Annotated in this window: 8 protein-coding genes; 4 read left to right on the forward strand and 4 right to left on the reverse strand. The window is 71.5% G+C overall.

The genetic code is table 11. The features are described from left to right. Positions 1 to 23: 23 nt before the first annotated feature. Positions 24 to 395 (reverse strand): DUF952 domain-containing protein, encoded by a 372-nt coding sequence (locus AOK17_RS18855; protein WP_055613665.1) that lies wholly within the window; start codon positions 393 to 395, stop codon positions 24 to 26. Positions 396 to 630: 235 nt separating this feature from the next. On the opposite strand from AOK17_RS18855, the gene AOK17_RS18860 reads away from it, so the two are divergent. Further along, the gene (locus tag AOK17_RS18860) at positions 631 to 1,053 is read left to right on the forward strand and encodes a PPOX class F420-dependent oxidoreductase (protein ID WP_055613666.1); all 423 of its coding nucleotides are present in this window, start codon (positions 631 to 633) and stop codon (positions 1,051 to 1,053) included. 52 nt (positions 1,054 to 1,105) lie between these two features. Further along, positions 1,106 to 1,939 carry a DUF429 domain-containing protein gene (locus tag AOK17_RS18865; protein ID WP_055613667.1) on the forward strand — a complete coding sequence of 278 codons (834 nt, stop codon included), beginning with the start codon at positions 1,106 to 1,108 and terminating at the stop codon, positions 1,937 to 1,939. Between the two features lie 57 nt (positions 1,940 to 1,996). On the opposite strand, the gene AOK17_RS18870 is transcribed toward AOK17_RS18865, so the two are convergent. Next, entirely contained in the window at positions 1,997 to 3,283 is a 1,287-nt protein-coding gene (locus tag AOK17_RS18870; RefSeq protein ID WP_063997252.1) for a vanadium-dependent haloperoxidase, read from the reverse strand. 752 nt (positions 3,284 to 4,035) lie between these two features. Here AOK17_RS18870 and fusA point away from each other — a divergent pair. Beyond that, positions 4,036 to 6,177: an elongation factor G gene (gene fusA, locus AOK17_RS18875; RefSeq protein ID WP_055613669.1), complete on the forward strand. Its 2,142-nt coding sequence runs from the start codon at positions 4,036 to 4,038 to the stop codon at positions 6,175 to 6,177. A gap of 64 nt (positions 6,178 to 6,241) precedes the next feature. On the opposite strand, the gene AOK17_RS18880 is transcribed toward fusA, so the two are convergent. Further along, complete coding sequence (locus tag AOK17_RS18880; protein WP_055613670.1) at positions 6,242 to 9,025, reverse strand: DUF7824 domain-containing protein; 2,784 nt, start codon at positions 9,023 to 9,025, stop codon at positions 6,242 to 6,244. Further along, on the reverse strand, positions 9,022 to 10,413 hold the full coding sequence (locus AOK17_RS18885; protein WP_063997253.1) for an SWIM zinc finger family protein: 1,392 nt from the start codon (positions 10,411 to 10,413) through the stop codon (positions 9,022 to 9,024). Before AOK17_RS18885 ends, AOK17_RS18880 begins: the two co-directional genes overlap by 4 nt. A gap of 540 nt (positions 10,414 to 10,953) precedes the next feature. Between AOK17_RS18885 and AOK17_RS18890 the strand changes: the two genes are divergently transcribed. After that, positions 10,954 to 13,032 (forward strand): bifunctional polysaccharide deacetylase/glycosyltransferase family 2 protein, encoded by a 2,079-nt coding sequence (locus AOK17_RS18890; RefSeq protein ID WP_055613671.1) that lies wholly within the window; start codon positions 10,954 to 10,956, stop codon positions 13,030 to 13,032. Positions 13,033 to 13,040 lie beyond the last annotated feature (8 nt).

Consider the following 13,040-nt stretch of genomic DNA (forward strand, 5'->3'; position numbering starts at 1 on the left):
TGAGGGCTCGGTGAGCCGACAGTTCACGTCCCTCGGTTCAGGTCCTTCAGGCCCGTCGCCCGGCCCTCCTCGTCCCACTGGATCTCCAGGACGCGTTCGACGGCGTCGCGGTCGAGGGTGCCGAACACGTGAGGGAACAGGACGCCTTCGTCGACCCCCGGCGGCGGAGTGGGATCCGCCGCCTCCCATACGCACCTCGCGGTGAGCCGGCCCTCGTCGAGGAGCAGCGCCAGCAGGGGCCTCGGCGCGTCCCGGTAGAAGGCGTTGACCACGGCGAGGGTGGTCGTCTCGTCGGGGGAGCAGTGGACGAAACCCTCCTCCGCGAGGGAGGCGGGGGCGTACGGCTGGTCGGGACGGGCGGTCCAGTCACCGAGTGTCACGGCGTGGTAGATCATGGGCCGGTTATACAACGACGGGCGGGCGTACGGGCATATCGGAGGCCCCTCCCGACCCGGTTCCGCCACGTGTGCCCCGGGAGGCGTCGGGGGTTCGGCTCCGGGATGTGGCAGCGTGGGTGTGCGCCCCGTGGATCAACCGACGTGCTTCAGGGCCCGGACGCAGTGGCTGGGAGCACGGGGCCGGACACACGGGGCCGTGCAGAACGTGAACCCCCGATGCAGAGGAGAGTCCGTGTCGAAGCCGCCGCTTCCCGAGGCCGTGGTCGCCATGCTGAGGAAGCCCAACCCCGCCGTCATCGCCACCCTCCGCTCCGACGGACAGCCGGTGTCCGCGGCCACCTGGTACCTCTGGGACGACGGACGGGTGCTGGTCAACATGGACGAGGGCCGCAAGCGGCTCGACCACATCCGCAACGACCCGCGGGTCACCCTGACGGTGCTGGACGAGTCCGGCTGGTACACCCATGTGACCCTCATCGGCCGGGTCGCCGAGCTGCGTGACGACGAGGGCCTGGCCGACATCGACCGGCTGTCCACGCAGTACCTGGGCCACGCGTACACGAGCCGGAAACGCCGCCGGGTCAGCGCGTGGATCGAGATCGACCGCTGGCACGGCTGGGGCAGCCACCGGGACAGCAACCAGGCGATGGGCTAGCAGGGGACTGCCGCCCTACGCGACGGGGTCCGATGTCTGGTACCACCGACGCATGGGGATGGAGCGGTTCATCGGCATCGACCTCGCCTGGGGGCACGGCGGCGCGCGCGCCAGGCCCAACGAGACCGGCGTGGCCGCCATCGACGGTCGCGGCAGGGTGATCGACTGCGGCTGGACGCGTGGGGTCGAGGAGACGACGGAGTGGCTTGCGAGGACGGCCGTCGACGGATCGACGCTGGTCTTCGTCGACGCGCCGCTGGTCGTCGACAATCCGGCCGGCCAGCGGCCGTGCGAGCGTGACGTCGGCCGACGGTACGGGCGTTGGAAGGTGAGCGCGAACAGCACCAACCAGGGCTCTCGCCACCAGGCCGGCGTCCTGCTGCGGGAACGGCTGGAGGCGTCGGGCTGGGTCTACGACGACGGCAGGGGCGGGCCCCCGGCCGACGGGCTGGTCATGTCCGAGTGCTATCCGTACACGACCCTGGTCGGCGCCGCGGAGCTGGGCTACGACCAGGAACGCCCCAGGTACAAGCGGCCGGGACGGAAGCCGCCGCAGGGGTGGCGGGCGACGCGGGCGGACACGTGCGACGAGCTGATCGTCCGTCTCTCGGGCCTGGCCGAGGCCGACCCGCCGCTGCTCCTCGCCTCCCACCCGGTCTCCCACCAACTCATGACCGAGCCCTCACCGGAGCGGGACGCCCTCTACAAGCACCGCGAAGACCTCATCGACGCACTCCTCTGCGCCTGGACGGCCGCACTGTGGTCCCGCCACGGCCTGACACGCTGCCAAGTACTGGGATCGGACAGCCCCGCACCGCCCGGCCAGGCGCCCACCATCATCGCGCCGGCCCGCGCGGAACAGCGGCGGGGCGACGGGGCGAACTGACCGGCGAGAAGGGTGGGTTGCTCGCTTGTGCGGGGCGACGACGAGGTCCTCGTATGGTCACCGGCCGACGGGCTGGAAGTAGCGCCCCACCGCCCAACTGGTCACCGCGCGGCCCAGTTGGTTGCCGTCGGACATCGCCTTGCGGAAGTGGAAGCCCAGCCAGATCCGGGCGCTCATCGTCTCCTGGTTCAGCGCCTTCGCGGTGGTGTAGTGCCGGGTCGTGCCGGTGACGGCCGAGTTCACCGTCAGGTCGATGTGCCGCGCCCCGAACAGGTGGCTGAGGCCGGCCGTCGTGGGGCCGGTGAGGCAGGCGTGTCCGCTCGGGTACTCGGGATAGGGCGGGGTCGCGACCAGCGGGCTCCACGCCGGGTCGGGCGTGGTGGCCGGGTTGCCGTCTGTGCCGGCGAGTTGGATCGCCGTGATGGGACGCCAGTAGGCATGGTCGTACTTGCCCCGCCAGCAGGCGATGGCCGTGTCCGCTGCGGTCGCGTTGAGGAGGGCGAACATCCGCGCGCTGTCGTCCAGGTCGAGATGGCGCCGGGTGGCCAGGTCGCGGAACGCGGTCTGGTACTGGCGGGGCACGTTGTCGTTCCAGAACAGGGCGGTCTCGGTCTGCGCGGGCGTGCGTGCACTGCCGGAGGCCGCGCCCATCGCCTTGACCTCGGCGACGTCCTGCGCGTACGCCTTGCTGTTCAGGGCGTCGGGGCCGGGGAGCCGGATCTGGGTCGGCGACTTGAGCAGCAGCGGCCGTACGAATCCGAGCCAGGGCACGGCCATCGGCGCGAACGCCGGCGGCGTCGGACGCCACACTCCGGGCGCGGGAGTCACGTTCAGCGTGACGTCGGCGTTGCGGCCGTCGCCCGTACGCAGCCGTACGAGGGTGGCGGCGGCCGTCTTCCCTGCCCGGATGCCGTATGTCTTGCCGACACCTTCGGGGATCTTCGCGAGCGACGCGGCGTAGTCGGAGCCGAGCGCCTGCGCGGACGCCGGGAAGTAGTGGGTGAGGACCTCGTACGCGGCCGTCGCCGCGGCGGCCTGCGGAGAGGCGTGGCGGTGGGCGCGCGGCTGCTGCGCGTACGGTGCGTATGTGCCGTCGACGGCCGATACCGCGTCGTGCACAGCGATCGAGACGAAGCCCAGGTACAGCTGCCCTACCGGCGGCGGCTGCTGAGCCTCCGCGAAGATCGTCCGCACCGCGACGGCGTTCCACTCCGTGATCACCGCCGGATCCGCGGCGGCCGGGCGTGGAGCCGCCTGCGCGGTGCCCACCAGCGCGGTCGAGGTCGCGACCGCCATCGACGTGGCGAATCCGACGGCCAATCGAAAGAGCGTTCTGGCAGCCATGATGCCCCCAACCGGAGCCGGTCGGCGGGGCCTTGAGGTGGATCTGCCGCTACGCCATCGGCTCCGTCACGCCAATCTCCTCGCGTCACCGACCCGCGTCAAGGTTCCTTACCGACCGGCGACGGACAGACCCACGACGGTCGAGGAGGCCGTCGGGGACCGGTTCGGTGCGGACGGGCGGTACTTACTGGTCCGGCGCGTCCGGTACCTCCAAGCTTGGTCCCGACACGGGACCTGGATCGAAGGAGCGTGCATGACCAGGTCGGAAAGTGCTCACGGTGCGTCCTGGGTCAGGCCTGCTTCCGGCGTCCGGATCCTGGACCGCGGGGCACGGCGCGAGGCGGAAGGAACGAGGTCGAAAAACCCGATGCCCCGCGCCACCCCGTTCCCTAGACTCGCCCCACAACGCGCGCCGCACACCACCGCGGTGCGCCCCGTGACCATTGAGGGGAGCCCAGCCATGCGTTACCGCACCGCTGTTGTTGTTCCCCCGTCGCGGTACGAGGTGATCCTCGTGTCTTCGGGTGTCCGGTGTCGGCTGCGCGGCCGGGACCGGATTGCCCTGACGAACGCCTGACTTCCGCACGCTCCTCGCCCCGACTCGCCCCGCATGCGCATCCGTTCGCGGTTGCGGCTGCGCGGGTTCGGGCGTGCCCGTAGGGCATGGGTCGTAGGACATGGCCGTGGGTCATGGTCCGTTCGTCCGGGAATTGCGCCGACCCCTTCTGGAACATCCCGAAAGGCCATGGGCCGTGCGTACCGAACCCCACCGAAATCCCGTCAACCCACTCACCGCCGTCCGCAATCTGGGCATCCTCGCCCACGTGGACGCCGGGAAGACCACCGTCACCGAGCGGATCCTGTATGTCACCGGGACCACGCACAAGCGGGGCGAGGTCCACGACGGCACGACCGTCACGGACTTCGACTCGCAGGAGCGGGACCGGGGGATCACCATCTTTGCCGCGGCCGTGAGTTGTGGCTGGGACGGGCATCGGATCAACCTCATCGACACTCCGGGACACGTCGACTTCTCCGACGAGGTCGCGCGTTCGCTGCGGGTGCTCGACGGCGCGATCGCGGTGTTCGACGCCGTCGCGGGGGTCGAGCCGCAGAGCGAGTCCGTGTGGCGGCAGGCCGACCGGTACGGGGTTCCGCGCATCGCCTTCGTCAACAAGCTGGACCGGGCCGGTGCCGACCTCTACGCGGCCGTCGAGTCGATCCGGCAGCGGCTGCATCCGGCCCCGCTGGTCGTGCAGTTGCCGATCGGTGCCGAGGACGGGTTCTGCGGGGTCGTCGATCTGCTGCGTATGCGGGCGTTGGTCTGGGCCGACGGCCTTGACTCGGTCGAGGAGAGGCCCGTACCCGATGCGCTGGTGGACGAGGCCCGTCGGCGGCGTCGGGTGCTGGAGGAGGCTGTCGCCGAACTCCATCCCGGCGCGCTGGAGGAGTTCTGCGCGGAGTCGGTCGTCTCCGCGCGGACCCTCGAAGGCGCCCTGCGCGACCTGACCCGTACCGGTGACGGAGTGGTCGTGCTGTGCGGCTCGGCCTATCGCAACCGGGGCATCGAGCCGCTGCTGGACGCCGTGGTGGCCTACCTGCCCTCGCCGTTGGACGTACCCGCCGTGCGCGGTGTCCGTGACCAGGACGGCGGGGAGGAGGAGCGGGCCGCCGACCCCGCGGCGCCGTTCGCTGCGCTGGCGTTCAAGGTGAACGCCACCGCCACCGGGCGGCTGACCTACCTGCGTGTGTACTCGGGAACGATCCGGAAGGGAGAGGCTGTGACCGTGTGGGACGCCGGCGCGCCGCGCACCGAGCGGATCGGGCGGATCCTGCGGGTCCAGGCCGACCGGCACGACCGGTTGGACCTGGCGGTCGCCGGGGACATCGTCGCGGTGGTCGGGCTGAAGACCGCCCGCGCCGGTGCGACCGTGTGCGCGCCCGGGGCTCCGCTGGTCCTCGAACCGCCGACCACCGCCGAACCGGTCGTCTCGGTGGCGGTCGAGGCCCGTGCCCGCACGGACACGGACCGCCTGGTGTCGGCGTTGACACGGCTGGTCGAGGAGGACCCCTCGCTGGTCGTCCGGACCGACCCCGAGACCGGGCAGACACTGCTGTCCGGCATGGGCGAACTGCATCTGGAGGTGGCGGTGGAGAAGATCCGGCGCGCCCACGGACTGGACGTCCGGGTCGGCCGGCCGAGGGTGGCGTACCGGGAGACGGTCGTACGCGGGGTCACCGGGCACGTTCACCGGCACGTCAAACAGGACGGTGGCGCGGGGCAGTTCGCGCATGTCGTCCTCGACGTGGAGCCGCTGCCGGACTCCTCCCGCATGGCCGGTGACAGTGCGACGGGCTTCGAGTTCCGCTCGGTCGTCGTCGGCGGACGCGTACCGCAGGAGTACGTGCGGTCGGTGGAGGCCGGCTGCCGGGACGCGCTGGGTGAAGGGCCGGTCGGCGGTCATCCGGTGACCGGGCTGCGGGTCGTCCTCACGGATGGCGCGACCCATTCGAAGGACTCTTCGGAGATGGCGTTCCGGACGGCCGGACGGCAGGCGCTCCGGGAGGCACTGCGCGCCTGCGCGATGGTCCTCCTGGAACCGGTGGTCGAGGTCACCGTCACCGTGCCCGAGGACTCCGTGGGCGGAGTGCTCGGCGACCTGGCCGCGCGGCGCGGACGGGTCACCGACTCGACCACGCGCGGGGGAACGGGAGGGGGAGCGGGCACGGCGGTCATCACCGCCACCGTGCCCCTGGCCGAGCTGTTCGGCTACGCGACCCGGCTGCGCAGCCGGACGCAGGGCCGGGGAGTCTTCACCACCCGGCCCACCGGCTACGCCCCGGCTCCGGCCTCGGTGTCCAGCCTGGCGTCCGGCGGGACACAGGCCCGGTAGCCGGAGCTGAGGTCCCGCCCGCAGTGACGGTCCCGCCCGTACGCGGGCGGGACCGTCGTCCCCCTCAGCGCAACGCGTCGCGCAGCAACCTGGCGTTCTTCACCGTCTGGCTCGATCCCTTGCGGTCGGCCACCGCCGTGACCTCGGGGATCTCTCCCTTGGCCCCGCAGCGCGAAGCGCACTCGACGGCGAGGTCGAGCATGGCCGCCGCGCCCCGGACCGGGGTCTCGCCCAGCAGGCCGGGCAGGGCGACTCGGAGTACGGACCACACGGTGGCGTACGCACCTGTCTCGGCGGCGGTCCGCAGGGAGCCGCTCGCCTTGTCCGCGTAGGCCCACCCGTGGTTCAGCAGCGCCTCCAGCTGCCGTCCGAGCAGGTCCGTGTCCAGCTGCTTCCGGGCGGCGAGCACCAGCACGGCGTCCACCACCGCGTCGGTCTCCGTCTGCCAGATCAGTCCGAACGCGAGGGCGAGGTGCACCGAGTAACCCGCCGGGCCGCCGGACTCCACGACGAACGGCAGGTTGCGGGGCCACCCTCGCTGGGACATGCGCGGCTCGAAGTAGTCGCGAGCAATCAACTCCTCGCGGTGATGCGGTAGTTGGGCCACCCAGAAGGGCGCCATCGGGTTGGCCAGCCCCGAGTTGCCGACGTACGGCCCGATCAGGGCCGCGGCGACCTGCGGGAGCGGGGGATCCATGACGACCCCGGGGCGTGCGGGTGTCCACCACCCCTGCGACGCGGGCTTCGGCGGCTTGCAGTGGGGCCACCCCTTCGGCTCCGAGTCCTGGTGTGCCGGGCCGCCCTCGCGCAGCCAGCGCGCCAGCCGCTGTCCGGCGTCGGAGGCGAGCTTCTCCGCCGCGTTCAGCACCTGTTGGTCCGGCGTCGGAGTGACCCGCAGCAGAGCCTGTGCCAGGTCGACGGGCGCGGGGGTGACGCCGAGTTCGTCGAGCGCCGAGATCCGCTCCACCAGTACGGCGGCGTCCAGCGCGCCGGTGGAGAGGGTCGGCACGGCCAGCAGGAACGGCTGGGTGCCGGACTCGATGACGTCCATCGCCTCGGCCAGACGTGACGCGAGCATCGAGCCGGCCAGGGAGCAACTACGGCTCGGGGTGGTCCGGTTGATGTGGACGGCCCGGTGCATCAGGACAGCCCGTCCTCTCGGCTCGTCGCCCCGCACGGCGCGCGCCACGTCGTAGAGGTCGGACTGCACCCAGTCGACGGTGTTCTTCGGCTCCCTGCGCATGACCGGCTTCAGCGCCTCGGCCAGCGCGGTCCGGTCGAGGTGGGCGTGCCGGACCAGCCCGTCCAGCGCGCGCTCGAACGCCACCACGTCCTGATCGTTCGCGACGACCGCCGCGACCTCCTGCGCCACCTCGGCGGCCGTCGCGATGGGGCCCGGCACCGGGCGGGGCTCGGGCACCGCGGGCAGTACGTCGGCATACGGCTGTACGTCGGCGTGCGGCTGCTCGGTGCCGGTGTCCTCGGATGTGCCGAACAGGTTGGCCGCGCCGAGAGGTTCGACCGTGCCGAGCGGTCCGGCCGTGCCGAGCGGTCCGGCCGTGCCGAGCAGTTCGGCCGTGCCGAGCAGTTCGGCGGCTCGCGCGGAGAGCCCCGGGCTGAGTTGTCCGGCCGCCGCCCGCAGCTCCGGCAGCACCGAGTCGTCGGCGGCCTTGAGATGCTTCGCGACCAGCTTGAGCGCCTGCTCCTGGAGCGTCATCTCCCGGTGGCCGAACGTCGTCGCCGCGTCGACCATGGCCCGGCCCGCCCGTGCCGGATCCCGCCGCGCCACCCGGCCGAGCCAACCGAGTTGGGCGCGCACCAGTTTCTTCTCCGGCCGGAGCAGGACCCGTTCGCACGCTTCGCTGAGCAACTCGGGCTCCAGCAGCCCCGCTTCGTCCAGCCCGGTCAGCACTTCCTGGGCGTACGTGGCGACAGGCAACGACCGGTCGAGCAGCGCCAGGTAATCCCTCGCCACGAGCGCCTTCTCGGCCGGTGTGGAGGCCAGGGCCCCCAGGAACACCAGGAAGGGCGCGATCTCCATGCGCGTACCGTCTTCGAGGAGACGCCCGAGAAGATGGTCGACCACGGCGGCGCGTTCGCGGGCCACCCCGGCGTGTTCCGCGGGGGTGAGCGCGAGTGCTTCCAGCGCGACCACCGCCTGCTTTCCGTGCGGCGGATCGCCGACCATGTCCGCGAAGATGTTGTGGATCAGCTCGCCACGGTCCACGACGCCTTGGGCAGCGAGGCCGATGAGCGCTTCCAGTGGCCGTTCCGACGTGTGCCAAGCGAAGACGAGGCGCCCCGGTCGGGCCACGGCAAGCGGGAGGAGCTTCGGAGTGAAGTCGTCCGCGCGCAGCCGCTCCAGGAAGTCGGCACCCGGTGCTCCGCCCAGCACCCGCGGGCGCCGCTCCCAGCCGTCGGCGCGGTCGTACAGCCACGCCAGGACGAACTCGTGCGAGGCCGGCAGCGGACAGCCGGTGTCGCGGACGAGGTGCTCGGTGACCGCGAACACCGCGCCGGCGTTCGTCGCCCGTTCGCCGAGGTGCGCGGCCAACTCGGCTCGCCATGCGACGGGGTACAGGTTCAGGAGGTCCACCGTCCAGGCGTCCATCGTGAAGTACGCGTGCGACCGGATCCAGACCGCCATGGCCTCAGGGGTGACCTGACACCCCAGTCGGGCGGCGCACAGGGCGATCCTCTCCTCCTCCGTGTTCTCACGCCGGGCGATGACCTCGAAGAGGGTTGTCAACTCGGCCGCGCACGCCGCCCGCTGATCAGGCGTCAGCACGCCCAGTTCCCGCACCACTCCGGCGACGTCGCCGGCTTCCACAAGCTCGACCAGCTTCATCGTGCCGCCTTCGTCGTCGTGTCCCTGACCATGCTCACCGCGAGGGTGTGCCTGCACGGGCCGCGTCCGCCCCGGTACTTCGCCCACCACAGGCAGGTGCAGCTCAGTCGTCCCGTGTCGTCGGCGCGGACCACGTGGACGTGATCGCCCTTCCCGACCCGTGCCAGGGAGCCGTCGAGGCGGACCGCTCCCTCCGCGACCAGCGCCCGCGCCCCGCGCAGCCGGGGATTGCGTGCCTCCGCACCGCCCGCCGAGAACGGCAGGTGCCGGTGGAAGTGGGCCTCCTCCGCGAGGTCGTAGCCGATCTGTCCGGAGGTCCCCAGCACCGTCAGCGCGGCGCGCACCCGCTCGGCGGGCAGACCGGCCTGCCTGGACAGCTCGGCCACGTCGATCCTCGGCTCCCAGGCCAGCAGCGCCGAGACCAGGTCCGCATCGTCCGCCGTCGCTCCCGTGGCGAGATCGTGCAGTACGCCGCCCTCGCCGGAGAAGCCCCGAGAGGCGTTCTGGGAGAGCATCAACGTCAGCCGCATTCCAGGTAGTTGGACCTCCCAGACGACGGCGGCCGCATTGGACTCCGCGCCGGACTCCGCGCGGACCGGGGCGTACACCCGCACGGTCGTCGCGTGTCGCAGCACCTGCTGGAGCGCCGGCAGCCGTTCGGGGCCGGGCAGACACACGGCATCCGGCGACGGCCTGCTGGTCGGACGCAGGGTACGGCCGCCCACGGGTACCACCCAGCGCGTCGTACGTGCACTGGACCGGAGAGTGGGGTGTGGCAGTGTCCGCAGGAAGGCGGACGCCTCAGGCGCCGGGATCTCCGCGCGCAGGGTGAAGCCCGCCGCGAGCACCTGGGCCTCGGCGAAGCCGCGTAACCAGCGCTCGGGTAAGGGGACTTGCTTCTCCACGAACCGTCCGTCGAAGGTCGTGACCTCCAACTCATCCGGCCCGACCGTCAGTTGAAGGGGGTCGAGTCCGCCGATTCTGGCGAGGGCCCTGCGGAGCGGGGAGTTGATGTCGACGTTGGTGGTGCCGTGGCCGACGTCGTCACCGTCGAGGCCGGGTGCGAGGACATCGAGGCGCGCGTACACACCGCAGCAGCCGGAGAAGGACTCCATCCGCAGGCGGTCCCCGTCGGCCGTCACCACCGGGTCCAGCGAGGCGGACGCCGCCGGCTGGTAGTAGCGGGTGGCCGCGACGTCGGCGACCGTCAGCAACGCCGCCGCGGCGGCCGCCGGCGCGGTCAGGAACCCGTGGAAGAACCGCGGGTTGGCCATCTCGCCGGCCGGGGTCGCGCCGCCCGAGGTCTCCAGCGCGAGGGTGCGTCCGCCCGCGGACTCGCTCACGGCCGAGGGCTGTAAATAGGTGTACGAATGTATGAGAGATGTCACGCGGCCACGCTAGGGCCGGCCTCTGACAAGGGCGGTCGCGCCACCGCGGAGCACCGGACGGTCACCTCGGCCGCGGGCCGGGGCCTGCCACATCTCACCCGGCTGCCCCTCCCGCGTCTGTTCGACTGTTCGACTCGTGCGGCACACCCTAGAGGGGAAGATCCGACGCCTCGGCGCCTCCCGAAAACGCTTGCCCGCCCGTCCACGAACGCTTGCCCCGCTTGTCCATCGACGAGGACCGGGTGTCGCGCACTCACGGTCGTGACAGGATTCGCCGCTTTTCTGTGAGGCTCGCTGTTGCGGCCGTGCAGTCGCAAAGCAGTGACTAGACTCGCGCCCCATGCGTAGCGCCAGCCCCATCCGGCAGTGGAAGACGACATCCCCTCGCGCATCGCGCGCCGACGTTCACGGCTGGAGAAGAACGACTCGGCACATGGATCCCCGAGGCGGCCGGACGCGTCTCGACCTGCCCGGGGAACACGCCGAACACGCCACGCGCGAGCCGTATTTCATAGCCGCCGAGAGGGGGGACGACGGCCCGTGAAGGCTCGGCACAAGCAGTCCCGCGACCCGCGCGCACACTGGCTGTTACTGATTCTCGTCCTGCCCGCGATGTTCGCGGCCCTGCTCTTCGAGGGCTGGACCAACCACGAGGTGGACGCCGCGACGACGCGGTCCGCCTGCACCTCACCGGCACCCGACGCCGTGGCCGGCGGCGGTCCCGTGGTGGGGATCAACGGCAACGGGATCCAGACCGCCTCGATGCCCGCCCGCACCGTCGCGCTCACCTTCGACGGCGGCCCCGACCCGGTGTGGACCCCGCGCCTGCTCGACCTGCTGAAACAGCACCGGGCGCGCGCCACCTTCTTCCTCTTCGGCTCCCAGGCCGCCCGCCATCCGGACCTGGTGCGGCGCATCCGCGCCGAGGGGCACGAGATCGGCTCCAACACCTACACAGGGGGTGCCCTCGGTGAGGCGTCGTCCGTCCGTTTCTCCGCCGAACTGGACCTGACCCAGGCCGCGTTGGCGGGCACCACCGGCATCCGCGCCAATCTGCTGCGGATGCCGAGGACCACCTCGCCGGACACGCTCTGTGGCCGCGAGTGGAAGGCCGCGCGGCGCGCCGCCGCCCAGGGATACGTCCTCGTCGCCGCCGACAAGGGGTCCCGGAAACCGGCTCAGGGCCTGGTCCGGCAGCTCAGCCAGACCGCGACCGCGTATCGGGAGACGGAGAAGCTGCTCAAGAACCCCGGCGTCGACCGCTTCACCACCGTCTCGGCCGGCCTCCGGCTGACCCCGTACGAGCCGGTCTCGGCCGTCGAGCGATGGCGGGGCACCGCCCTCGTCTGGGCCACCACCCTGGGGCGCGCGTTCTCGAACGCGATGACCTGGACGCTCGGTATCGCGGGGGCTCTGGGGGTGCTGCGACTGGTGCTGCTCGTCTTCTTCGCCCGGGCGCACGTCCGTCGGCTCGAACGCTCCCGGCCCGGTGCGCCCTGGCTGAAGGAGGTCGCGGAACCGGTGACGGTGCTCGTGCCCGCCTACAACGAGGAGGCCGGGATCGAGTCCACCGTCCGGTCCCTGCTCGCCTCCGACTACCCCGAGCTGCAGATCGTCGTCGTCGACGACGGCTCGACGGACCGTACGGCGGAGATCGCCGAGGACATCGGGGATCCGCGCGTGCTGGTGGTCCGCAAGCCCAACGGAGGCAAGGCCGCGGCCCTCAACACCGGTCTGGGACACGCGAGTCACGACATCCTCGTCATGGTCGACGCCGACACCGTCTTCGAAACGGACGCCATCCACCACCTGGTCCAGCCGCTCGCGCACCCCGCCGTCGGCGCGGTCAGCGGCAACACCAAGGTCGGCAACCGGCGGGGCCTGCTCGCCAAGTGGCAGCACCTGGAGTACTGCTTCGGCTTCAACCTGGACCGCCGGATGTTCGAGGTGCTGGAGTGCATGACCACCGTCCCCGGCGCCATCGGGGCGTTCCGCCGGGACGCGCTCATCGGTGTCGGCGGGGTCAGCGACGACACCCTCGCGGAGGACACCGACCTCACCATGGCCCTGTGGCGGGCGGGCTGGCGGGTGCTCTACGAGGAGTCCGCGGTCGCCTGGACCGAAGTACCCACCTCGCTGCGGCAGTTGTGGCGTCAGCGCTACCGCTGGTGCTTCGGCACCATCCAGTCGATGTGGAAACACCGCGGTGCCGTCCTGGAGATGGGCGTCGCGGGACGCTTCGGCCGGCGCGGACTCACCTACCTCGCGCTCTTCCAGGTCGCCCTGCCGCTGCTCGCGCCGGTCATCGACGTATTCGCCCTGTACGGCGTGCTGTTCCTCGACCCGCTCACGTCGGCCGGGGTGTGGTTCGGCTTCATGGCCGTCCAACTGGTCTGCGCCGGTTACGCGTTGAAGCTCGACGGGGAGCGCGTACGGACCCTGTGGTGGATGCCCTTCCAACTCGTCGTCTACCGGCAGCTGATGTACCTGGTCGTCATCCAGTCCGTGGTCGCCGTGCTCCTCGGCAGCCGGCTGAAGTGGCAGCGCATGAAGCGTTCGGGCACGGCCGCTGAACAGATCGAGGGTCCGACGCCGTATAAGAGCGTGCCGACGAGATGACCCCATGT

Source organism: Streptomyces phaeochromogenes, assembly GCF_001418655.1.
Lineage (GTDB): Bacteria > Actinomycetota > Actinomycetes > Streptomycetales > Streptomycetaceae > Streptomyces > Streptomyces phaeochromogenes.

Coding starts and splice junctions, on each gene's coding strand:
- AOK17_RS18865 (WP_055613667.1), top strand. CDS start 1,106: ATGGGGATGGAGCGGTTCATCGGCATCGACCTCGCCTGGGGGCACGGC.
- AOK17_RS18880 (WP_055613670.1), bottom strand. CDS start 9,025: ATGAAGCTGGTCGAGCTTGTGGAAGCCGGCGACGTCGCCGGAGTGGTG.
- AOK17_RS18870 (WP_063997252.1), bottom strand. CDS start 3,283: ATGGCTGCCAGAACGCTCTTTCGATTGGCCGTCGGATTCGCCACGTCG.
- AOK17_RS18855 (WP_055613665.1), bottom strand. CDS start 395: ATGATCTACCACGCCGTGACACTCGGTGACTGGACCGCCCGTCCCGAC.